Source organism: Clostridioides sp. LIBA-7602 (assembly GCF_056688945.1).
Genome location: NZ_CP196991.1, coordinates 2,743,694 through 2,766,966 on the forward strand (window position 1 = coordinate 2,743,694; position 23,273 = coordinate 2,766,966).

Sequence of the window (23,273 nt, forward strand, 5' to 3'; positions counted from 1 at the left end):
ATGTAACTAGTAAAATGAAAACTGAAACAGTGAATATTTTTGAAGAAATTATAAATTAATTTGCCACCGAATTGTAACTTCGGTGGCAAATTGGTGGCAAACCACCCATTTTGTTGAATTTTTAGTTATTCAAACTGTTGAAAACGCTATATTTATTATAATTTTAATCAATTTCTGATTTAAATGGAGTATCATCAGCTTTTGCTATTCTATATTCCTTATCGGTTATATAACCGAGCTCATGCATCTTATACAACACAATCAATTGTCTCTTCTTAGCCTCTCCATGGTCAATATACCTTGCAGGATTATTCGTCATACCAGCTAACATAGCACATTCAGCTAAATTTAACTCACCAACTTTTTTACCAAAATACACTTCAGCTCCCTTTGCAGCTCCATATGCATTTTTACCTAAATACATATTATTTAAATATGCTTCAAGAATTTCATCCTTAGTCATAATCTTATTCATCTGCTTAGCATTATACATATCCCTTATTTTTCGTTTCATAGTTTTATCATCGCTGGTAAGCAGATTTTTTGAAACTTGCATATCTATAGTACTTCCACCTTGTGTCGTATCTGTAAATACATTATTAAGCACTGACCTAGCTAAAGAAATAACATCTACTCCTTTATGCTTATAAAATCTCTCATCTTCTATGGAAACTATAGCCTGTTTTAAATCATTTGGCATTTGCTTTATACTTACAACCTCGCTACTTATATATTTAGACCTAATTAATTTTTTAGTGACTTCAGGCGACCCTTTTATAGCTGAAACTGTAAATATTGCTCCTGATACTGAAAGTATAATCAATGCAACTAGCATAATAGATAACAATGCTCTAGCTATCTTAATCCTTTTTTGTTTTTTTCTTTTTTTACTTTTTAGTTTTTTCTCTCTTTGCTTGTAATCAACTCTTCTTCTTTCTCTTTGATTATAATCTGTATTTAAAGGTCTTACATTATCTCTTGTAAAACTATCTCTTTCTCTTTTTATAAGATTCTGTGAATCTACTTTTTCACTCATTCTTTTACTAGAACTTGTCTTAGAATTTTTATTTTTTTTATTTGTCGAAGTATAAGAATGTTTAGATTTTTTATTACTATCTTTACTATTATTGACTTTTTTACGTCTTATTTTATTATTATCATCATCATCGTAATAACCCATTTTAGTCTCCCTTCTTCATACTAAGGTACATTATACATTGTTCTACAAAATAAATCAAAGAACAAAATTGTAAGTTTAAGGGTCAATTTTATAAAGGATATTTTCACTAATTTTCTCTTTATTTAAGATTAATATTCATCTTTTATTTTCAAAAATAGTTTTGCAGTTGCTAAAGTATCACTGTCAGCTCTATGAGCATTTATATTCTCTATATTGTAATAAGCACAAGCTGTTTCAAGCTTCTTATTTTTTCCTTTATAACTTTTACATTTTTTTAATAATTCTAGTGTACATACATAATTGTTTATTGGCTCCAAATCTAATATTCTAAGATAGTAATTTAAAAACTTTAAATCAAATTTTGCATTGTGTGCAATTATAGTTCTATTGCCTATGTATTTTCTGAATCTAGGTAAAACCAATTCTAGAGGCTCTTCGTTTTCTACCATTTCATTACTTATATGTGTCAATTCTGTTATAAATGAAGAAATTATACCTTTAGGTTTTATCAACCTTGAATAGTTTTTTACAATTTCGTCATTTTTTATTTCTGTTATTCCTATTTCTATTATTTCACAACCTTTATATGGATCTAAACCTGTAGTTTCTAAATCCACAACTACATATTCATTCATATCTCTTCTCCTTATTCTGAACCCCCCATGACTAAAGTTACAAGGTTCCTGCTTCATAGAATTTTGCATAATCAAGTGGATATATTTATATTCTATATTTATGTAATGGACTAATCAATACTTAATTTTATATGATATAGGAAGATTTTACAAATTACAACACACATATATTATTTTTTTCACTAAAATAAAGATTATTTTTTTATAATTGCTAAATTTTCACTTTATGATTGTTTAATCTATTCTGATAAAAATTATTTATTTCTTTATTGTTTAAATCTTTAAAATCTAAATTTTTACACTGTTCATCATCTTCCCATATTCCTGCCTGTTTATTTCCATCATTTTTGTATAATACACCTTTGCCATTTTTCTTATTATCTAAAAAATAGCCCTTATAAATATCATTATTTGGATATGTTAATTTTCCCAAACCATTTTTTAATCCGTATTTAAATTCACCTGTATATGTTGAACCATCTCTATAAGTATACTTTCCTATTCCATGCATCTTATCATCTTTCCACAGCCCTTCATATCTTTCCTTACTTGAAAAAATATATATTCCAAATCCATTTTTCTTTCCATCAACAAACTCACCTTTATATAGGTCTCCATTGTCATATTTGAATACTTTTTCTTCTTTTAATTTTTTATTGCTATTGTTGCTATTATTCTTATTAATATTATTGTCTTTTACATACACATCTTCTCTTCTAGCTTCAATTAAATCCCTATCATATCTAAATCCTTTTTTCATTTTATTCTTCTGATTAATCTTTTTATTATTAATGAATACTCTAGCTAATTGAATAAATATAAATACAGACGATAAACATATAAATACACATAATATTGTTCTAAAATAACTAGTTATACTTTCCATAATAAATCACCCTTTAAAAAATTTATTTAAAATACCTAATACAATATATATTTTTATTAAGTGATATTTATACTTTTATAATAATATATTGAATAAAATTAATATTGAAGTTATTTATGTTAAAACAAAGCTATTATAAAAGTAATAAATTGAGCTTCTAATTAACATAAAGATATTTATAAAACACACTTGAGTGTTTCAAATAAATATTTTTATTCAGATAATTACTTTTACATGAACAAATAAAAAGATGAACCCTATCAAATGGAGTTCATCTTCTTTTACAATAGTATCTATTTAATAATTAACATCTGATTAGTCATTAGTATCCATATTAAATACTCGATAAAAAGTTATATTAATTCCCTTTATAATGAATTATTTTTAGATATTTTTACTATAGCTATTCTTTTACAAGAACTTTTATAATTTCTGAAATATACATAGTATGATAATCTTTCTCTGGATACCACTTTTTATCATTTTCTTTGGCATCAAAATTTTCTGGTGGCATAGAGTCATGATATAATTTCTTGCATACCATAATCATGTTAGCTTCTTCAAAAGCTACAGTATCATCTACAAAATATGGTGTAAGTCCTGATTTTTCTACTTTATTTATATCTCTACCAGAAATAGTTCCACAAATATTTAAAGCTTCTCTGTATGTTTCATCAAAAAATGCAATTGTAAATGTATCATTATTATCTACAAATTCCTTTGTATATCTCTGTGGTCTTATGTAAGTTGTAACAACATTTTTACTCCAATATACTCCAACACCACCCCAGCTAGCAGTCATTGTGTTAAATTTTTCTGAATTACCAGCTGTTATAAGCAACCATTCTTTACCAATCTTAGTAAATGGATTAAACTGTAATTCCTCAATTTTTACTTCTCTAAAACCCATGACTTCATCCTACCTTTCATCTTTTTAATATATAAACTAATAGTTAAAATTTTGAATATATCTACTCTAATAATACCTTTTAATTGTCTTACATATTCATGTAAATTATAATACAACAAATAAATTACTTTCGCAAGAAGTAGTTTTTGAATTTTACAATCATAAAATATCAATAAAATATATTAATTATAAAACCTATGCTACATTTCTTAAACTTAAAATAATGTATAATGAAAAATGCAGAAAGTACACATACCTTCTACATTTTTTATTATTTTATATTAATTTAGCTCTATTTAACTTTAATCTTATAAAAAATTACCATAATCATCAAGTTTTACTGTATTATTAATAATTTCCTATATCTTATTAACAATATTTATACTATTATCTTTATTTATATATATTTTTTCATTATATAAATCTTCATCAAACATTCTTATTATATTTTCTACCTCATACTTATACTCATCTTCATGTACTCTATAAAGCATTAAATCTTCTAGTAAGTCTTTCATATCAAAATATACATCTTCCAATAAGTAAAAATAACCTTCTTCTATATCTTTCAGTTTATCTATAGTATCCAGTTTCTTACTTACATCTTTCATAACCTCTAAATTTTGTATATTTATATTTATAATTGTTGATAAGTACATTCTCACAGTTTTTATTATTTCAATAGAAAAATCTACAATATTATAATTTCCTTCTTTTTTATACAGTGACTCTTTAAATTTATTAAAACAATTATCTAAATCACAATTTATGTCGTTAAATGGTGGTCTTATTATATCTCGTATTATCAAAAGATTTTGTATTGCTACATTATTTGTGATTGCCTCATCTAAAACAAATAAATTATATGCGTCGTTTAATGGGTCATGAGCGTCTCCACTAAACTCTAAATTGGCAAACTCAAGTAAATTTTTTAATGATATGTAGTTCATACATCTCATACCACAATTTATATATTTTTCTTTTATATCTATAAATAAATCCCTAATATTATTTACAAATCTTGGATGATTGTTTTTCTTAGAACTTCTAATATCAGTATTATTGAAACATGTCAAATCTAAGTTGCCAAAAGTATATATTCCTTCAATATCAGAAAATATGCCTAGCCATTTTTTAAACTTTCTCATGACCTCTTCATAACTTGGTGCATTCTTCAATTCTTCTGAAGATATATGTGTTAATTCCTGTATATGAGGATACACTTCTTCATTACTCACTGGCTTTATTAAAGATTTAAATTTATCAATATTTTTTGTTTTTTCATCATACATAACTGCTCCAATTGCAATTATATCAGAATTCAATACTGCCCTCTTTGATTTAGAATTTGGCATATTCATTTCAAAGTCTATATATACTCTTTTCAATATAAACACCCTTTCCAATTGTTTATAGTGATTCTTTTTAATTATTTTTATTCAAAATCTTCTAAGAAAGAATGTTTCTCCCCATTTTGTTGCCAACCAAGTATTGAATCAAGGTTTACATTTTCTGCCGCCTTAAATATAGATTTTTCTACATTTTTAAAATTTGGCTCTAAGCTCTTTATTAAGTCTTTTATCTCATATCTCTTGTTTCCTGTTTTTTTAGCAGCAACCATACATGCACAATTTAATGGCCATATCCCACTATTTTGAATAAATCTTATAATATGCTCTTCTCTTATATAATAAAGCGGTCTTATGATTTTTATTCCTTCAAAATTAGTAGAATTAAGTTTAGGAAGCATTGTTTTAAAATTACCAGCACACAATAAATTAAGCATTGTTGTCTCTATTACATCATCATAATGATGACCTAATGCAAGTTTATTACATCCTAACTCTTCTGCTTTTGAATATAATGCTCCTCTTCTCATTCTTGCACACATATAACATGGATAATCTTTTGCTATCTCATCTGCTATCTCAAATATTCTTGAATCAAATAAATGTATTGGTATATTTAGATACTCACAATTATCTATAAGTAATTGCCTTATATTTGCATGATATCCAGGGTCCATAGCAATAAATTCAACATCGAAATTAACTTGTCCATGTCTTTTTAACTCTTGAAACATTTTAGCCATAAGAATACTGTCTTTTCCACCAGAAATTGCTACAGCTATCTTATCCCCTTCTTCAACTAATTTGTAATCTCTTATTGCTTTCATAAACTTGGACCATAAATTTTTTCTATATTTTTTTATTATACTTTTTTCTATATCTCTTACTGGAAGTCTTTCCTCAAAAGGAACTATAATTTCACAGCCTTTTCCTGATAGCTCACTCATTTAATCACCTCGTATATTTATGTTAATAATATTTTACAAAAAAGTCTACCTTCATCTATAAAATACTATAATTTTCACTTTAATTTCAACAAATAATTTATAATTTTCAATAACGCATAAACTTATAATAACATAAATAACCTCTTTCTTTTATTATCTTTTTTATTTTTCTCATTTAATATTTTATTATGAGTAACGATTTTTAAATGACTGAATATTATACACTAGATAGAGTTACCTATCTATTTACAACAAGGAGGTTTTCATCTTGGAAAATAAAACTAGAGATATTAAAAAGAATTGTGGTCCATCTTTAGCTAGACCATACGTTAATAATCAAATTTTTACAGAAATGTACTGCCTTTCTGATGCATTAAAATTTGGAACTATATTTCCAGAACTAAATCTATTAGATTCTGAAATGTACAACAAAGAATTATATGCTAAGCCAAAAAAATATAGAGGAGGTAGAAGATAATGAAAGATTCATCTAGAGCTGAACTTATGAGAAAAATTCAGGAGACATCTTTTGCATGTGTTGATATGAACTTATATTTAGACACTCACCCTGATGATAAAAACGCTATCAACACTTACAATTCATTATGTAATCAATTTGCGCAAGCTAGATACGCTTACGAAAATAAATACGGTCCTTTAACTAACTTTGGGTATGCTCCAAGTAGATGCCCTTGGCAATGGGCTGAACAACCTTGGCCTTGGGACAGAGAATTTAATTATTAGACATCAAGTATTGGAGGATTGAAAATTCATGTGGATATATCAGAAAACTATACAACACCCAGTTAATATAAAAACTTGCGACCCTAGAATGGCTAAATTTCTTATAACTCAATTTGGTGGACCAAATGGAGAACTTGCAGCATCTTTAAGATATTTAAGCCAAAGATATACAATGCCTACTGGCAATATGCGTGCACTTTTAACAGATATTGGTACAGAAGAACTAGCTCACGTTGAGCTTATATGTACTATGGTTTATCAGTTGACTTCTGATGCAAGCCCAGAAGAATTAAAGGCTGCAGGTCTTGGTTCAAACTATGCACAAAATGGATACGGAATTTATCCAACAGATTCAAATGGTGTTCCATTTGATGTAAGACCTATTGCTGTTATGTCAAACCCTGTAACTGATTTACATGAAGATATGGCTGCTGAGCAAAAAGCACTTGCAACTTATTATCAACTTATAAATTTAACAGATGATGTTGATGTTATAGAAGTACTAAAATTCTTAGGTCAAAGAGAAATAATTCACTATCAAAGATTTGGTGAAGCTTTAATGGATGCTTACGAATTAGAAGAATCTCAAAAAATGTTCTAAAATTTTTATTTATATAAACTACTATTATTTGATAATTTATAATTTACTGTTTTTGTTAAAGTTTACAAAATAAAATAAACATAGTTTATTTTCTATACTTAAAGAAAATAAAGAAAAAAGCAGGTACCAATTAAGTAGTAACATAGATAATAATCTATAATACTATCAATATTGTACCTGTTTTTATATTATAAGCAATAAAGAAAAATCTATTTATTGAGCTCTATAATAAAAAATGATTATAAAACTCTTCTTGCATTTACATATCTACTTGAATAGTAACTACTATTTATATTAGATATTGTTACCTTTTTTGATGAACCTGAAGATGCATGTATCATATCTCCATTTCCTATGTATATTCCAACATGACTTACAGAACCATTATTTGACCCTTGTGTATCAAAGAATATTAAGTCTCCACTTCTAAGGTCTCCTCTATTTACATATGTTCCATACTTACTTTGATCTCTAGACACTCTTGGTATACTAACTCCTGCTGATTTTTTCATAACGTATTGTGTGAATCCAGAACAGTCAAAACTATTTGGACCTTCCGCTCCCCATACATATGGTTTTCCAAGTAGAGTCTTTGCAAAACTTATTACACTATCAGCTCCCTGACTTGGAGAGTTAGTTGAATCAGATGGAGTTGAAGTATCAACAGAACCTTTTTCAGCAAGATATTGACTTGACACATATCCCGTTTGATTGTCATGATTTACTTTTGTCCATCCTCCATTTTCAGCAATACTTCCAACTTCAGTTCCATAGCTTAATGTAGCTACTTTAGAGTGACCTGTACCTGGTCCTGTTCTAAGGTTTAGTGATTTTGCCGTTACAACCTTTGTGTCCTTTACAAGGTCATTTGAACTACTGCCAGTATTTCCATTTGTAGATTCATTTATACTAGTTCCTAAGTATTTACTTGAAACATAACCCACTCTACCATTAGAACTTATTTTTGACCATCCATTTGACTCAGATATGTATCCAACTTCAGTACCGTATCCTAGTGTAGATATTTTAGAACTACTTGTACTTGGTCCTGTTCTAAAATTTAACCCTTTTGCTGTAACAACTTTTGTTGACTTAACTGAAGCATCATTACTTTCATTACTATTTCCAAGGTTATTTATTCCTACATAATTTCCATGCACATAACCTGTGTTTCCATTATATTTAACTTTTGCCCAAGAACCTTCTTTTCCTACATACTCAACTTTATCTCCTTTGTAAAGTTTCCCCATTGATTCATGGTCTGTACTTGGTCCTTTTCTAAAATTTACTGCATTCCCTGTTATTGTTCTGTTTTCTATACTTACACTCTCTACCCCAGACTCATCAGCATATGCTAAGTTTCCCATTGTAGGCATTATTATCGCAGTTGCCATTATGCTGGCTGCTATTCTCTTTTGATTAAAATTCATAACTTTCCACTCATCTCCTCTTTTCTAGTAGCTTTATTCATTTTTTAAATATAAAAGAAATAACTGACACTATATTAAAATATCAATTATTTCTTTTATATTAATATTATTACAAATTTGTAACTATTTGTCTATAGTAATATTTATTTACCATAAATTACCATAAGTGAATTTTAATCATCAATAGCCTGCAACTTAGTAATATAGCCATCTTTTGCTTTTTTAAAAGATGGCTATATTTTTTAACTTTTTTGTAACTTTTTAAAATCCTGTCGAACCAAATCCACCTTTTCCTCTTTCAGAATCACTTAATTCTTTCACTTCTTCTATATTAATATCATAGATAGGTTTTACTATCATTTGAGCAATTTTCATATGTTTTTCAACTTTAAAATCATTTTTCCCATGGTTTATTAATATAATTTTAAGCTCTCCTCTATAACCTTCATCAATAGTTCCAGGTGTATTTAACACAGTAATTGAATGTTTTAAAGCAAGCCCACTTCTAGGTCTTACCTGCGCTTCTGTCATAGTAGGAAGCTCTATACATATTCCAGTTTTAATAAGTTTAGTTTCTCCAGAAGGTATTACCACCTCTTCTATAGAATACAAATCCATACCAGCATCACCTTTGTGAGCGAAATTAGGTATTATAGCATCGTCATTTAGTTTTTTTACTTTCAAATTGTACATTTTATATCTCCTTTCAACTTTCTATAAATATTATAACTTAAATTTCGACCTCTTGAAGTTTTTTATTTTTTTGTGGTAATATAATTATTAGTGTTTTAAAGGAGGATTTTTTATGAAACTTGTACTTGCTGAGAAACCATCTGTTGCAAAAACTATAGCATCCTTTCTGGGTGCAAAGACTAGACAAGATGGTTACTTTGAAGGAAATGATTATATAATTACTTATGCAGTTGGGCACTTAGTATCATTATATGATATGAAGGATTATGATAAAGATAAATATTCTGGTTCTTGGAAAATGAATAATTTTCCATTTGTTCCTGAAGATAAGTTTAAATTTAAGATTGATAGTTCTAAAACCAAACAATTCAATACTGTGAAAAAACTCTTGAATAGAAAAGATGTAGAATATGTAATAAATGCCACTGATAATGACCGAGAAGGAGAACTCATAGCATTTCTAATATTTTTACTTGCAAACAATAAAAAACCAGTAAAAAGAATTTTAGTAAATGAATGGACGCCAGAAGATATTACAAGAGGTATAAAAAGCTTAAAAGATGAAGATGAAATGAGAAATCTTCAAGCCGCTGGATACACAAGACTTATCACTGATTGGTTGATTGGAATAAATTTTACTTCTGTTGCTACGTTGAAATATGGAAATGGAAAATTATTAAATATAGGTAGAGTAATTCTTCCAACAGTTAAATTAGTCTATGACAGAGACATGGAAATACTAAATTTTGTTCCTAAAACTTATTATGAAATAGAAGGTCATTTTAAAGCTGAGGCTGGTGAATATAAAGGTAAATATATTAAGGGCAAAGAAAGTAAATTTGATACACTTGAAGATGCAAATAAAATTATAGCTTCAATTAAATCTGAAACTGGTAAAATACTAGATAAAAAAGTTACTATGTCAAAAGAATATGCACCTAAACTTTTTAGTTTGACATCACTTCAAGGATATATAACTTCTAAGTATTCTAATTTTACCTCTGACAAGGTCCTAAATGTCTGTCAATCTCTTTATGAGGGTAATGGTAAAGGTGGATATATAACTTATCCTAGAACTGATTCTATTTTTTTAGAGGAAAGTTTAACTTCAAAGGTTTCTCAAACTTTAGACAAACTAAAAGTTGGACTTGAATATGAAACTAAGATTAAATTTTCTAAAACTAAAAGGGTCTTTGATTCTTCTAAAGTAGATTCCCATAGTGCTATAATCCCTACTTATATAATTCCCAAAAACTTGTCTAAAGATGAGCAACTGGTTTATGATGCTATAAAAGATAGGTTTATAGCAAACTTTATGCCCCCTGCTGAATACGAGAATACAGAAATTAAGACTGAAGTAGATAATTGCACTTTTTTAACAAAGGGTAAAGTACTCAAATCAAAAGGATATCTTGAAGTATATAATAAGGAAGAAAAAAACGATTTACTTCCACTTGTAAATAAAGATGATATTGTAGATGTATTAGAAGTAAAGCCCTTAACTAAACAGACTACTCCTCCTAAGCCGTATACTGAGGACACACTTTTAAAGGCTATGAAAAATTGTGGTAAAAATGTACCTGAAGAAGATACAACAGTGTTGTCAGGATATTCTATAGGAACATCAGCTACACGTGCTGATGTATTGAAGAAAATAAGCCAAGTTGGATATGTAAATAAAAAAGGAAAGTCTTATTCTATAACAGACCTCGGAAAAAATTTAGTTGAGATTTTTCCTGTTAAAGATTTATTTGATGTAGATTACACTGGAAAACTTGAAAAAAGTTTGAGTGATATCCAAAAAGGCAAATACACTAGAAAGGAATATCTTACTAATATCATTAATTTTATATACCAAAATGTCAATATTATAAAACACGATGCTTCAAAAAACATAAATACAGAAGCATATACTTTTGATTCAAAAACTAAAAAGTTTACTAAAATAAAAGAAAAAAAACAGAAAAAGAGTATGACTAATACTGAAAAAGAAGTTGCTGTATCAAAAGATTCTGATAACAAAAAAGAAAGTAAAAATAAAGATGATAATCCATCTCTTGGTAAATGTCCTGTTTGTCAGGGTGATGTACTTGAATTTGATAAAGGGTTTGCTTGTAAAAATCATAAAGAATGTAAATTCGTTATTTGGAAAAATGATAAGTACTTAAGTCTTTATAAAAAGAAAGTTAATAAAACAATGGTCAAAAATATTTTAAAAAAAGGTGAAACCAAAGTAAAATCCTTAACATCTAAAAATGGCAATAAGTTTGATGCTACATTAAAATATAATAAGAATCCAGATAACGGTTATTTCAGTTGGAAAATAGAGTTTGATAACTAAATAATACTCATAAAACAATAAATGTCAGTAGCATAATATTCTATATTATACTACTGACATTTATTGTTTTACGATTTTTTAACTTTGTTAACAATGACTTCCACAATTACATCTAGCCTAATTTTTTTACTATCTCTGATAACTTCAGTGTATGTTCATCTAATAAAGTTAATTCCTCCTCAGAGAGATTTGATAGTTTCTTTACTAAAGACTCTTTAAGGATAGCTTTTACTGCATCAAATAAGTCGAATGCCTTATCTGTTAATTCCACCCTAAGAATTCTTCTATCTTTTGGGTCAGGAAATTTATTAACTAAATCATGTTCTACCAATCTATCAATAATTGGTGTCATATTTGATTTTAAGATTCCTAAATTAGAAGCTATTTGAGAAATTGATGATGAGTTCGATGTCATAAGATAAAGGATTACCTTAGCATGCGATGGAGCCATTGGACATTCTTCAAAATACGCTTTCATTATATCCGAGTTATTTTGAAATTTCTTTAACAAATCACTTTCTTTAAATATATTATTTTCAAGTACAAATAAGAAATCTAAAAAAGAGTCTGCTATTTTAAGTATATTATTGTTATCCATCTTTGTAACATCCCTTCAATAAATAATGTAATAAACCATTCGTTATTTATATAGTATAAATTATAAACTATTAATAAATTTAAAACAAGAAAAAGTTATTGACTCATAATAATTATAAATTTATAATCAAATTAGAGAATTATAAATTGCCAATAAAGGGAAGTTTTTTAATTAGCCTAAAACTAAACTTAAATTATAAGACACTTTAAATTCTACAACAAGCTAGTGTGCAATATATAATAGGAGGAGATATGAAAAGATATTTAATAGTTTTCTTAATGTGTAGTTCACTGTTTTTAGTTGGATGTGGAAAAACAGAAGAACCTGAACCCGAGAAACCAATAGCAGTTTCTGTTCAAAAAGCAGTAGGAGGAGAAATTGAAAACACAAATGCTTTCTCAGGAACTACAAAGGTTAAAGATGAAACAGCTGTTACTGCACAGACTGTTGGCACAGTTCAAGAAGTTTATGTAAAACTTGGGCAAAATGTAAGAAAAGGAGATGAATTATTGAGTATAAGCAGTCCAGATTTAGAAAATAGTGTAAAACAGAGTAAGGCAGCACTAGATTTGGCTAAAGCAAGTTATTCAAGTGCAACTGGTGGTTCATTAGAAGCACAAGTAAATCAAGCAAAAACAGCTCTTGATAACGCAAAAATTCAATATGATGAATCTCAAAGGAATTATGACAATAATAAGGTTCTTTATGAGCAGGAAGTAATTAGTTTAGACCAATTTAAAAAAATAGAATTTGCTTTAGAACAATCAAAACAACAACTAGACTCTGCTCAAAGATCATACGATACAGCAACTTCAAAGAGTATACCTCAAGCTAAGGCTCTTGCTAAAAAACAACTTGACCAAGCTCAAGTATCATATAATTTAGCAATGAGTAACTTAGATAAATTAACTTTGACAGCTCCAGTAGATGGTACAATAACTGCTAAAAACTTTGATGCAAAAGAAATGATAACACAATCACAGCCAGCTTTTACTATTTCTAATCCTAACATATTAGAAGTTGATTTAAATGTAGCAGAATCAGACATAGGTAAATTTAAGAAGGATGGAAATGTAGAAGTTATAATTGAAGACCAAAGGATTTTAGGAAAGGTAGATTATGTACCTTCAGTAGTTGACCCTCAGACATCTTTATATCCTGTTAAAGTGCTTGTTACTAACACAAACAACAAGTTTAAAGCAGGAATGTCTGCTCAAGTAAACTTAAGTGTTGAAAAAGAAAATGGTGCTGTTACAATACCTAAAAAAGCAATATTTGAAGAAAAAGGAAAGAAATATGTATACATAGCAAACAAAGATAATATAGCAAAGAAAAAATTAGTTCAAACAGGAATTGTAACAGAGGATAAAATAGAAATCAAAAGTGGTGTAAGCGAAAAAGATACAGTGGTTATTGGGGGGATAAGTCTTATTTCTGATGGAACTAAGATATTTCCTGTAGAAAAGGAGAAATAGTACTATGAATTTTATACAAACTTCTGTTAAGCGTCCTCTTACAATCATAATGGTTTTCTTGGTATTAATAGTTTTTGGTGGTATTGGATATAAGAAAATGTCAATAAATCTAATGCCTGATATAGAAATACCTGTTGTAATGGTTATGACTACTTGGACAGGTGCTGGTCCTCAAGACGTTGATGAACAAGTTAGTCAAAAAGTTGATGAAAGTCTATCAGCTGTTTCAAACGTAAAATCTACCATATCAAGTTCACAAGAAAGTGTTTCTATGGTAGTTGCTCAATTTGAGTTTGGAACTAATTTAGATGAAATAATGAACGATGTTAGGTCTAAAGTTGACGCATTACAGACTAGTCTTCCAGATGATGCAGCTAAACCAACAGTTCTAAAATTAGATATGAATGCACAAGCTATAGGTCAGCTTGTTATATCTGGAGGAAATGAAAATAGTTCACAGGCATTGAGAAAATATGCTGAGGATGTGATTCAACCTAAAATAGAATCTATAGATGGTGTTACATCAGCAGACCTTAAAGGTGGAGAAAAAGCACAGGTCAATGTAATAGCTGACCCAGCTGTTCTTTCAAATTATGGAGTTAGTTTATCAACTATAAAAGGTATATTATCATCTAGTAATAAAACATACCCTTATGGCTCAATTACTCAAGGTGAAGATAAAATAGTTTTAAGAGCAATTGATAAACTTGAATCTTTAGATGATATAAAACAGATTCAAATTCCTGTAAAGGGTGGAAATACAGTTAGATTAGATAATCTTTGTAGTGTAGATTATGGATATGCAGACAAAGACAGTATTTATAGATATAATGGAAAAGACAGTTTAGTAATAGATATTTCTAAACAGCAAGATGCCAATACTGTAAAAGTTATGCAAAATGCGTATAAATACGTAGATGAATTAAATAAAGAAAATCCTCAATTTAAAATTAAAATTGCTAACGATACAAGTTCGTACATAAGTGAATCAATAAACAGTGTAATGAGTAACTTGCTTATAAGTGCTGTTATTGCCTTTGTGGTAATCTTTGCTTTCTTAAAAAGTGTAAGAGCTTCACTAGTTGTTGCCATAGCAATCCCAATTTCCATAATAGGAGCCATAGCAGTTCTCTACTTTACAGGAGAAAGTTTAAACCTTATTACTGCCAGTTCCTTGGTAATTTCAGTTGGTATGGTTGTTGACAATGCTACGGTTGTAATTGAAAATATATTTAAATATAGGAAAAGTGGTCGTATGAGTATTGATGATTGTGCTATTGAAGGTACAAGAACCGTAACCAATGCCATACTTGCATCAACATTGACTACTATAGCAATATTTTTACCTATTATGTTTACAGAAGGTATAGCTAAAATAACTTTTGGAGCATTAGGTAAAACTCTTATAGCTTCCCTAGCCTTCTCTTTTATAGGTGCAATTACTCTTGTTCCTAGTGTATTTGCAAAATTAAGTAGAGGTAAAAATAGCGAAAAGATGCAAGAAAAAGACAGTCCCATATTTGATAAAGTAAGTGAAGGGTATAAAAGATTACTAAGTGTATGCTTGAGACACCAACGCTTAGTAGTAATATCAAGTTTACTTATTTTTATAGCTTCTTTAATTGGAATGAGCTTTATAGGTATGGACTTTATGCCTGCTGCCGACAAGGGAGCACTTGCTGTTTCTATAGAACTTCCAAAAGGTCTTAGTCTAGAATCTAATGATTATTATGTATCTATGACTGAGAAAAAAGTTTCAGATATTCCAGAAGTCAAAACTTTAATAACAACTTTAACATCAGATTCAAATAACAATACAGCAAATATAGCAATTGAATTAGAATCTCAAAAAAATAGAAAGAGAACTACTGATGAGATAGAAAAAGAAATAATTGATAGAGTTGCTACTGTCCCAGATTGTAAAATAAATGTAAGCCAAAATAGTAGCGTCATGGGTGGAAGCACAGGAGCAGACTTTACATTAGAAATGAAAGGCCCTGATTTAGATGTATTAAAAATATTAGGAAAAGAAGCTGAAAAAGAATTCAGTTCAATAAAAGGATTTAGAAATGTTGAGACTTCTCTTACAGATACAACACAAGAAGCTCAATTTACAATAGACAAACATAAAGCTCAAGAATACGGTGTAAACACTGGTGAAATAGCAGGATTACTACGTACAGCAATAAATGGTGATTCAGTTACTACTGCTACAATTGATGATTACAAAGTTGATGTAAACTTAAAATTTAAAGCAGACAGTATTGATAATCTAGAAGATATAAAACAATTAAAAGTAAACTCTGCTACTGGAAAAGAAGTTCCTCTTGGTGCTTTTTCAGATATAAAAATGGCAGATGGTCTACAATCTATATCTAGAACTGATGGAGACTTCTCTGTAAATATAACTGCTACACTTGATAATGTAGATGCTGGTACTGCTACAAAACTAGCACTAGAAAAAACTAACAAGATGGTAATTCCTAAAGATTACTCTATTGGTGTTGGTGGAGAAACAGAAATGATGAACGAATCTATGGCAAGTCTTGGATTCTCAATGGTTATAGCTATAGCACTAGTTTACATGGTAATGGTAGCTCAGTTTGAATCATTTAGTAAACCATTTATAATCATGTTCTGCGTTCCATTTGCATTTGTTGGAGTTGTGCTTTCTCTGCTAGTCAGTGGGCAAAGTTTAAGTACTGTAGGTATGTTAGGTATAATCTTACTTATAGGTATAGTTGTTAACAATGGTATAGTTCTTATTGACTACATAGAACAGCTTAGAAAAACAAATCGTAACAATGATTTAATTGGATTGGTTTCTATTGGTTGTGCAGCAAGATTAAGACCAGTTCTAATGACAACTGCAACAACAATTTTAGGTATGTTACCAACAGCGCTATCTCTTGGTGAAGGTGGAGAAACAATGCAACCACTAGCTATAGTTATAATGGGAGGTCTGACTGTATCTACACTTATAACTTTGGTACTTATACCTACTATATACTTAATATTTGATAAATGGGAAGATAAGTTTTCAGACAAAATGCCTAAAATATTTGGTAAAATAACAGATAAAATAGGTGATATAAAAAGAAAAATAATAAAGAAACCAAAATTGAAAGCTAAAGTTTAAATAGAATGGAGGGTGATTGTATTGAATAAAAAAGTTAGTAAAATAGTTGCAATTGGATGCGGTGTTGGAATAATAACAGCCAACCTAATGCCAGTTTATGCAAATGATAATACTTCTTCTATAAGTAAAGTTGATAATTCTATCGTGAATGACTCAACTAAAAGGACATCTGAAAAGGAAATTTTAACTGCTAGAGAAGCTGTCAGTGCAGCAATTAAAAATAGTGATAAATTAAAGATGAAATCAGAAGAAATAAAAATGTTAAAAGAGAAATTGGAAGTACAAGATGAGTTTGATAGTTTTACTGGAAGTGATAACTCATTTCCATACGACCAAATCGGACTTCTTAAAAATCAAAGTGAACAGGCAAAAGGGTTTATGGAAGACCAAATAGCAAATGATATTACGAATAAATACAATGATTTAGTATCAAGAGAAAATGAGTTGGATAAAATAAAAAACAATCTTGAGATAAAAACTAAAGAAATTAAAGATATGAAATTAAAAAAAGAGTTAGGATTAGTAACATCATTAGAAACTGAGTCAGCTGAACTTGAACTTCAGACACTACAAAATACTCAAAAAGCTAAACTTCAAGAACTAAAAAATAATCAAGACTATTTTAAGTTATTGACTAATATAAATTTAGATAATTATCAATTGGATAAGGAATATAGATTTGAATCTTTTAGAGTAGGTGGCTCAGTTGATTCATATATGGAAGGTAAAGTAAATGAATACTTAAAGTACGACCAATTGATTTTGGAGCGTACTGAAGAAAGTTTTAATGATGATGATGAGAATAAAGCAGATTTACCAGATAGACCTAATCTTACAAGACCAGTTGCTCCTACAAAACCAGAACAAGGTGGTTTGACTGATGATGAATATAAGGTTCTTATGGATAAGTATAAAAAAGATTATGAGCGATATGAAAAAGAGGTTGAGGTATACAATCTTGAAAGACAGACCTATGCTTCTGGACTTACTACATATGCAAATTATCTTCAACAAAAATACAATACTGAAAATGGTTTAGTAACATTAGAAGACAGTAAAAAAGCTCTAAAAAAAGGCTTGATTGATAGTTATGCTCAATTACTTGCTTTAGAAGATACAATTGACATTACTAAAAAACAACTTGAATTATCCGAAAAACAAGTAAAAAATACTAAATTAAGATATGATTTAGGATTAATTACTCTAACTGATTATAAAAAACAAGTAGTAAGCAATGAAGATGCTAAAAATAGCTATGACACGCTTATTGTAAACTATAACTCATTAAAAAATGGTATAGAAAAACCTTGGATACTTAATACTGGCAAATAGAAAATATTAAACAACTTTCACAAAATTATTTAATAAAAATATATATAGAATTGATTTATTATTAAATAAAAGACTGTAGATAGATTTGAATAGAAGCAAATTTATCTACAGTCTTTTTAATATACAATTTATAAATTTGTTTTATACAAACCTACTTAATTGTCTACATCTAAGATTTCAATTTCATGTAAAATAATCCTCATTTTAAATTATTATAACTTTTCTAAGTTTTGTATGATATAATTTCATTTTACCTAGAACTTATACCTATGTAACTCTTTATTCTAATAGAATAATTGACAGTTAAAAGAATAAATATTATTTTGAAACCTGGAATCCATATTTCAAAGGGTCATCATTATCAATAATATAAGTAGATACTCCTGTTACATAAGCACTTCCTGTGATTTTAGGTATTACTGCAGAATACTCTCCAGCCTTTGCTTCTTCCTTGATTACACCTGTAAATGTAGTACCAATAAAGCTTTCATACACAAAAGGCTCTCCAATACCAATTTTACCTCTTTTATAAAGTGTAGCAAGTTTAGCACTCGTCCCAGTTCCACATGGAGAACGGTCTGCCATATAATCACCAAAGATTACAACGTTTCTCATATCACATCCAGGTGTTGAAGTAGGACAATACAATTCAGCAAGGTCAACAGAAGTAATATCACATTCAGGATGTTGAATTTCATTTTCTTTGTTGGCATATTCAATCAATTTCATGCCAAAATCAGTTAGAAATGGAATATTTTCAGGTGTTACATCCATACCAAACTGTGTAACATCACACAATGCAAAGAAACTTCCTCCAAATGAAATATCATATGTAATCTCTTTCCCCTGAACCTCCCATGACTAAAGTCACAGGGTTCCTGCTTCATAGAATTTTGCATACTAAAATATGTCTTACCAATTCTCCACAGGCTATCCCCGTAGTTCCTACGGTTCTTACATAAGTATTTATTTTAAACTCTTATTAGTCTTAATCCTTCTTTTAGTATATTTATACTTGCATTTATATCTCTATCATGAGTTTCATTACAACAAGGACAAATCCATTCTCTTATATTTAAATCCTTAATTTCCTTGTTTTTGTACCCACATTTATTGCATATTTGTGAACTTGCAAAGAATTTACCTACCTTTACAATTTGTCTACCATACCAATTAGCCTTATATTCTAATTGACAAACAAATTCTGACCATGACACATCAGAAATTAAGCGAGATAATTTACGATTTCTAGTCATATTCTTTACTTGTAAATCTTCTATGCAAATAATATCATTCTCTCGTATTAATTTAGTAGATAGTTTTTGTAGAAAATCCTTCCTTTGATTAGCTATATGTTCTTGAAGTCTTGCAACTTTTAACCTTGCTTTATTTCTATTTAAACTACCAATTGTTTTTCTCGATAATTTTTTTTGTAATTTAGCAAGTTTGTTTAATGACTTCTTAAGATACTTAGGATTTTCTATAAAGTCTCCACAACTTGAGATACAAAACTCTTTAATTCCTAAATCTAAACCTATCTGATTATTAGTATTTTCAAATGCTTCAATATCTATATCAGTACAACATAGTGATACATAATATTTACCACTTGGTTCTTTGGATACAGTAGCATTAAGTATTCTACCTTGAGGTACTTGTTTATCCCTTACTTTAACTATACCAAGTTTAGGTAATTTTATATATTGACTACAGTACATAATATTTCCATTTGTAAAGTTAGTTCTATATGAAAATCTATTAGTTTTCTTTGATTTAAATTTAGGAAATCCTGCATTTTCCTTAAAGAATTTTTTATATGCGTTTTCTAAATCTTTTAAGGTGTTTTGTAGTGAAAATTTGTCAGGTTCTTTAAGCCACTCTAATTCTTTTTTTAAGTTGGTCAAATCAGAACTACACTGTTTATAAGTAAAATTTTCTTTATCACTTTCATAAACTTCTATTTTTTTAGCAAGATATTTATTATATACAAATCTACAACATCCAAAAGTTTTGTTAATTAGCTCTTGCTGTTTTTTATTTGGATATATTCTAAACTTATAAGCTTTTTCCACTACTATCACCTCACTTTACTTGTTTTTTATGATTATGTAATACTGGATGTCTATATTTTACACACCATACTATATGGTATTGTACTAAATATACATATCTGAGCTACTTCAATTTTTACTCACCCATCCTAATATTAACAAGGTAAATTTTTTAAAACAAGTATTTTAAAGGTTTTTATATTTATTTTTAAATAGCATATGTAAGAACCATAAGTCTTAACTTTTATCATTTTTGAGGTTGTCGTTCACATAAGTTCGCTACTTCCTATGCAGTTCTCTTATGAACTTCTTACACTTTCATGCAAGCACAGACTATATCTTATCCTTCGGCATTATCCGTTAAGGTCTACCCACTTCCACTACCAATAGCTTGTAATGTACTTCCCTCAAGAGGAATAGTCGTTGAAGTTTCTCCTATTCGGAGCTTACCTGCTGATTGCCCATTTTAAAGTACTTAGGATTTAACCTTATACCATCTAACCAATTTTTTCTACTTTCGTAACTTTCACACTTAGGTTTATTTCATCCTTATGTTTTAGTTTGGTTAGCTTTAGGGGTTTCCAGCAATTCAAGTAGTATTGGATAAGCTCTATCCTATCTCTACATATAAGTTTCCCTATATGCTGACTACTTTAGCTACTAACTCACGACTAAAGTCACAAGTGTACGTAGCTATTTTTTAATCAATAACAGTAGTTAAATTTTCCTTATACAAAAATGCAGGTACATTTGTTAATGTTACATTCACAACCTTACCATCTTTTACCTCTGCCTTTGTACGGATTAAACCAGCAGGTGCATCTAATACAACCTCTGTATATGGTTCTTTTGCTTCTACAAGTCTCGCTTCTATAATTGCAGTAACAGTTCCAATAGTTCCATGCCCACACATATTCAAATATCCACCAGTATCCATATAGATAACTCCATAATCTGCTTCTGAATTAATTGGCTCAGTAACAATAGAACCAAACATATCATGATGCCCACGAGGCTCAAACATTAACGCCTTACGATACTGGTCACAATTCTCTTCCAAATATTTTTTCTTTTCAATCATTGTATCTCCTGGTAATTCTGGAAATCCAGATAGCACAACACGTGTAAATTCTCCAACTGTATGTGTATCAACAGCAGTAAAACATTTCTCGTAAATACTAAGATTTACATTTGGTTTTAGTTCCATTTTGGAAACCCCCTCAATATTATGTAATATAGTTATGTAACTTTATTTTATAACTTTATTTTTAAATTGTCAACTCAGAGAACTGGAAAAGATTAAGAAAATATGATATCGTATATTTAAACAAAAGTAACGACCAATGAAATGTAACAAGAAAGGAAATATAGTCTTATGGGAAATAGAGAGAAACATGTAAAAAATGCATCCATGCCTTCAGACTTAAAATATTTAAATCGGAAACGAATACTTGACATCATTAGAAATTCAACAGAGGTATCAGTCAATGATATCAGTGAAGCAACCAAAATTAGCCGTCCTACAGTAAAAAAAGCTATGCAGAGTTTTGAAGAAATAGGACTTTTGGTTTCAGTAGGTAAAGGAAATTCTACAAATATTGGTGGAAAACGCCCAGAATTATATTCGTTTTCTTGTAATAAAAGAATACTGTGTATATCACTTGAAGAGAATTATATTCATTTTGCAATTTTGACCATGAAAAATGAATGTATCTTAGAAATAGAAATTCCTGCCACTTACAAAAATACATTGGATACATTTCAAAAAGAACTTGCAGGTCACATTGAAGAGATTCTAGCAAATGCAGAAGTCTCTCATGAGGAGTTATATGGTATAAGTCTTGCAATTGCTGGATTTGTAGACCAAAAATGTGGTATTGTCAGATTTTTTATGATGGCTCCACATTGGGGCAGAAATATTAATATAAAAAAATGGCTTGAAAAATTGTATCCAAAACAGGAAATTATAGTAGAAAATCTAGTTAGAATGGCTGGAAATGCACTTCTTCTTGAAGAAGAATTTCGCAATAAAAGAACAGTTGTCATGTATGCAGAAGCAGGAATTTCTTCATGCTATATTGATAAAGTTGTGCTTACTGGTAGAAATGCTCTTATTGGAGAAATTGGACACATGACTGTTGATTACAGTGACGAAGAGATTTGCTCCTGTGGAAGTAAAGGATGCTTTGAACGTATGGTTAGTGCTGAAAGGATTCGCTATAGGCTAAAGAAAAATTCATTAAAACTTTTGGAATCATCTATAAACCAATGGATAGAATCTAAGAATTTACTTCAACATGTGTTTGAAGAAGCAGACAATGGAGACGAGCTAGCAAAGATAGAGGTTGGCTATTTAGCAGAAATGTTCTCACTAATGTTAAAAAATGTAGCAATCAATTTTGACCCAGAAGTTGTAGTCTTACTTGGGCAGTATGCTTATGCAGGAGAATATTTTAAGCTTAAATTAAAAGAAGAACGAAAAAAAGCTCGATTCTTCCCAGAGGAAACTGCGTCTATAATATACTATGATACAAGACCATTAAGAGAACTACAAAAAGCTGGAGGATATCAGGTCTTAACGCAAAATTTTTTTGATAATCCCATACTTTATGAAGGTAGCGTTAAGGGGAATGAAGAATAATCAAAAACCTATGCTTTTATAGAGCCATCCGAATTGGATGGCTCAAAAGTTTAACTCTAAATTTAATTATCTTTTATCAAATGTCTCATCTATTTTACATCTCACCATGTTAACAAATTCAGAAATATTATATCCTTTCAGTTTGCATCCACATTTAGGACAATAATCCAATTTCCTAGATACCAAAGCCCTACAACTAGGTTCTGGGCATCTCATTTTCAGACTTTCCTCTGCTACTTTAAATCCACATCGTGGGCATATACTACCTGGACGTGATGATACTTCCTTTCCACATTTAGGACACTTTGTCAACTTTATCCC

The 23,273-nt window shown here is 29.2% G+C and carries 21 protein-coding genes and 1 pseudogene; 8 read left to right on the forward strand and 14 right to left on the reverse strand.

Going from position 1 to position 23,273, the window contains the following annotated elements; genetic code table 11:
• Positions 1–163: 163 nt before the first annotated feature.
• The 6 genes from ACTG45_RS13070 to ACTG45_RS13095 all read right to left on the reverse strand — a co-directional run bounded on the left by ACTG45_RS13070 (position 164) and on the right by ACTG45_RS13095 (position 5,907).
• A complete protein-coding gene (locus ACTG45_RS13070; protein WP_479919122.1) occupies positions 164–1,180 on the reverse strand; it encodes a transglycosylase domain-containing protein in 1,017 nt (338 codons plus the stop codon).
• Positions 1,181–1,308: 128 nt separating this feature from the next.
• The gene (locus ACTG45_RS13075) at positions 1,309–1,815 is read right to left on the reverse strand and encodes a 3'-5' exonuclease (RefSeq protein ID WP_021385266.1); all 507 of its coding nucleotides are present in this window, start codon (positions 1,813–1,815) and stop codon (positions 1,309–1,311) included.
• A gap of 211 nt (positions 1,816–2,026) precedes the next feature.
• A complete protein-coding gene (locus ACTG45_RS13080) occupies positions 2,027–2,701 on the reverse strand; it encodes an MORN repeat-containing protein (protein WP_021385278.1) in 675 nt (224 codons plus the stop codon).
• A 403-nt stretch (positions 2,702–3,104) separates the two neighbouring features.
• Positions 3,105–3,611 carry a flavin reductase gene (locus tag ACTG45_RS13085; RefSeq protein WP_021385273.1) on the reverse strand — a complete coding sequence of 169 codons (507 nt, stop codon included), beginning with the start codon at positions 3,609–3,611 and terminating at the stop codon, positions 3,105–3,107.
• A gap of 359 nt (positions 3,612–3,970) precedes the next feature.
• Positions 3,971–4,999: a 3'-5' exonuclease gene (locus ACTG45_RS13090; RefSeq protein WP_021385272.1), complete on the reverse strand. Its 1,029-nt coding sequence runs from the start codon at positions 4,997–4,999 to the stop codon at positions 3,971–3,973.
• Positions 5,000–5,046: 47 nt separating this feature from the next.
• On the reverse strand, positions 5,047–5,907 hold the full coding sequence (locus ACTG45_RS13095) for a tRNA 2-thiocytidine biosynthesis TtcA family protein (protein WP_021385277.1): 861 nt from the start codon (positions 5,905–5,907) through the stop codon (positions 5,047–5,049).
• Positions 5,908–6,175: 268 nt separating this feature from the next.
• On the opposite strand from ACTG45_RS13095, the gene ACTG45_RS13100 reads away from it, so the two are divergent.
• The 3 genes from ACTG45_RS13100 to ACTG45_RS13110 are packed head-to-tail and all read left to right on the forward strand — an operon-like array spanning position 6,176 to position 7,252.
• A complete protein-coding gene (locus tag ACTG45_RS13100) occupies positions 6,176–6,385 on the forward strand; it encodes a spore coat associated protein CotJA (protein WP_021385270.1) in 210 nt (69 codons plus the stop codon).
• Positions 6,385–6,651 carry a spore coat protein CotJB gene (locus ACTG45_RS13105; protein ID WP_021385274.1) on the forward strand — a complete coding sequence of 89 codons (267 nt, stop codon included), beginning with the start codon at positions 6,385–6,387 and terminating at the stop codon, positions 6,649–6,651. Before ACTG45_RS13100 ends, ACTG45_RS13105 begins: the two co-directional genes overlap by 1 nt.
• Before the next feature lie 28 nt (positions 6,652–6,679).
• Positions 6,680–7,252, forward strand: a complete 573-nt coding sequence (locus ACTG45_RS13110; RefSeq protein WP_021385285.1) for a manganese catalase family protein — start codon at positions 6,680–6,682, stop codon at positions 7,250–7,252.
• 239 nt (positions 7,253–7,491) lie between these two features.
• Here the strand turns inward: ACTG45_RS13110 and ACTG45_RS13115 are convergent, their stop codons facing one another.
• A complete protein-coding gene (locus ACTG45_RS13115) occupies positions 7,492–8,682 on the reverse strand; it encodes a C40 family peptidase (protein ID WP_021385281.1) in 1,191 nt (396 codons plus the stop codon).
• A gap of 261 nt (positions 8,683–8,943) precedes the next feature.
• A complete protein-coding gene (gene dut / locus ACTG45_RS13120; protein WP_021385268.1) occupies positions 8,944–9,375 on the reverse strand; it encodes a dUTP diphosphatase in 432 nt (143 codons plus the stop codon).
• 112 nt (positions 9,376–9,487) lie between these two features.
• Here dut and ACTG45_RS13125 point away from each other — a divergent pair, with 112 nt between their 5' ends.
• A complete protein-coding gene (locus ACTG45_RS13125; RefSeq protein ID WP_479919123.1) occupies positions 9,488–11,716 on the forward strand; it encodes a type IA DNA topoisomerase in 2,229 nt (742 codons plus the stop codon).
• A 112-nt stretch (positions 11,717–11,828) separates the two neighbouring features.
• Here ACTG45_RS13125 and ACTG45_RS13130 read toward each other — a convergent pair whose 3' ends face one another.
• Entirely contained in the window at positions 11,829–12,314 is a 486-nt protein-coding gene (locus ACTG45_RS13130; RefSeq protein WP_021385271.1) for a MarR family winged helix-turn-helix transcriptional regulator, read from the reverse strand.
• Positions 12,315–12,565: 251 nt separating this feature from the next.
• Here ACTG45_RS13130 and ACTG45_RS13135 point away from each other — a divergent pair, with 251 nt between their 5' ends.
• The 3 genes from ACTG45_RS13135 to ACTG45_RS13145 are packed head-to-tail and all read left to right on the forward strand — an operon-like array spanning position 12,566 to position 18,260.
• Positions 12,566–13,789 carry an efflux RND transporter periplasmic adaptor subunit gene (locus tag ACTG45_RS13135; protein WP_021385269.1) on the forward strand — a complete coding sequence of 408 codons (1,224 nt, stop codon included), beginning with the start codon at positions 12,566–12,568 and terminating at the stop codon, positions 13,787–13,789.
• Between the two features lie 4 nt (positions 13,790–13,793).
• Positions 13,794–16,928 (forward strand): efflux RND transporter permease subunit, encoded by a 3,135-nt coding sequence (locus ACTG45_RS13140; protein WP_479919124.1) that lies wholly within the window; start codon positions 13,794–13,796, stop codon positions 16,926–16,928.
• 21 nt (positions 16,929–16,949) lie between these two features.
• Complete coding sequence (locus ACTG45_RS13145; RefSeq protein WP_479919125.1) at positions 16,950–18,260, forward strand: TolC family protein; 1,311 nt, start codon at positions 16,950–16,952, stop codon at positions 18,258–18,260.
• Between the two features lie 318 nt (positions 18,261–18,578).
• Here the strand turns inward: ACTG45_RS13145 and ACTG45_RS13150 are convergent, their stop codons facing one another.
• From ACTG45_RS13150 to ACTG45_RS13165, 4 genes and pseudogenes are all read right to left on the reverse strand, one after another.
• Positions 18,579–19,097 (reverse strand): proline racemase family protein, encoded by a 519-nt coding sequence (locus ACTG45_RS13150; protein ID WP_479920298.1) that lies wholly within the window; start codon positions 19,095–19,097, stop codon positions 18,579–18,581.
• Between the two features lie 134 nt (positions 19,098–19,231).
• Positions 19,232–20,341: an IS200/IS605 family element RNA-guided endonuclease TnpB gene (gene tnpB, locus ACTG45_RS13155; RefSeq protein ID WP_479919126.1), complete on the reverse strand. Its 1,110-nt coding sequence runs from the start codon at positions 20,339–20,341 to the stop codon at positions 19,232–19,234.
• A 22-nt stretch (positions 20,342–20,363) separates the two neighbouring features.
• Positions 20,364–20,429, reverse strand: a pseudogene (locus tag ACTG45_RS13160) (transposase); the annotation flags it as partial.
• 582 nt (positions 20,430–21,011) lie between these two features.
• On the reverse strand, positions 21,012–21,518 hold the full coding sequence (locus ACTG45_RS13165) for a proline racemase family protein (RefSeq protein WP_479919127.1): 507 nt from the start codon (positions 21,516–21,518) through the stop codon (positions 21,012–21,014).
• Between the two features lie 168 nt (positions 21,519–21,686).
• Between ACTG45_RS13165 and ACTG45_RS13170 the strand changes: the two genes are divergently transcribed.
• Positions 21,687–22,952 (forward strand): ROK family protein, encoded by a 1,266-nt coding sequence (locus tag ACTG45_RS13170; RefSeq protein WP_479917109.1) that lies wholly within the window; start codon positions 21,687–21,689, stop codon positions 22,950–22,952.
• Positions 22,953–23,018: 66 nt separating this feature from the next.
• On the opposite strand, the gene ACTG45_RS13175 is transcribed toward ACTG45_RS13170, so the two are convergent.
• Positions 23,019–23,264: a zinc ribbon domain-containing protein gene (locus ACTG45_RS13175; RefSeq protein WP_021385311.1), complete on the reverse strand. Its 246-nt coding sequence runs from the start codon at positions 23,262–23,264 to the stop codon at positions 23,019–23,021.
• Between the last annotated feature and the right edge of the window lie 9 nt (positions 23,265–23,273).